The 543-nt window shown below is 36.8% G+C and carries 2 protein-coding genes; both read right to left on the bottom strand.

Translation table 11 applies throughout. From position 1 onward, the window contains the following. Positions 1-48: 48 nt before the first annotated feature. Entirely contained in the window at positions 49-129 is an 81-nt protein-coding gene (locus V7137_RS29565) for a YjcZ family sporulation protein (protein ID WP_269320614.1), read from the bottom strand. A gap of 86 nt (positions 130-215) precedes the next feature. After that, positions 216-347: a sporulation protein YjcZ gene (gene yjcZ / locus V7137_RS29560; RefSeq protein WP_335701368.1), complete on the bottom strand. Its 132-nt coding sequence runs from the start codon at positions 345-347 to the stop codon at positions 216-218. Between the last annotated feature and the right edge of the window lie 196 nt (positions 348-543).

Genomic DNA, 543 nt, shown 5'->3' with positions numbered 1-543 from the left:
TATGACAAAGGGACAGATTAACTTAACCTGCCCTTTGTTCCGTACAATTTAGTAGCCGCTCATAAACGAAGTCCCGACAATGATAAGCAGAATGAACAATACAACGATTAACGCAAAAGCACTTCCCATTCCATCACCCATGTATAACGCCTCCAACTATTCTAATTTAAATTTACTTTACTCAGTCAAAATCCTTCTATTTGGTTTTTCAAACATTAGCAAAAACTAGCAAGTACGATGATTAACAGAATGAACAATACAACGACTAATACAAAAGTACTGCCGCCATAGCCACCGCCGTAGCCATAACCGCCGTCATAACCGTAACCGCCACATAATCCCCACATATCATTTCACCTCCTATTGGAATATCTGAAGGAAAAAACTCTCACTATGTATATATATTTCTTAAGACAAGGATGGATTGGACAATTGTCATAAGGGATAGGACAAAATATGCGTTTTGCTTAAATAATTTCTAAAAATAAAAAAGCGTCTGCAATACATGCAAACGCCTTTTCTGAGGTAATTATATATGTCTGG

Origin of the sequence: Neobacillus drentensis (assembly GCF_036962765.1) — a bacterium.
GTDB lineage: Bacteria > Bacillota > Bacilli > Bacillales > Cytobacillaceae > Neobacillus > Neobacillus drentensis_C.
This window is presented reverse-complemented; position numbering and strand designations above follow the sequence as displayed.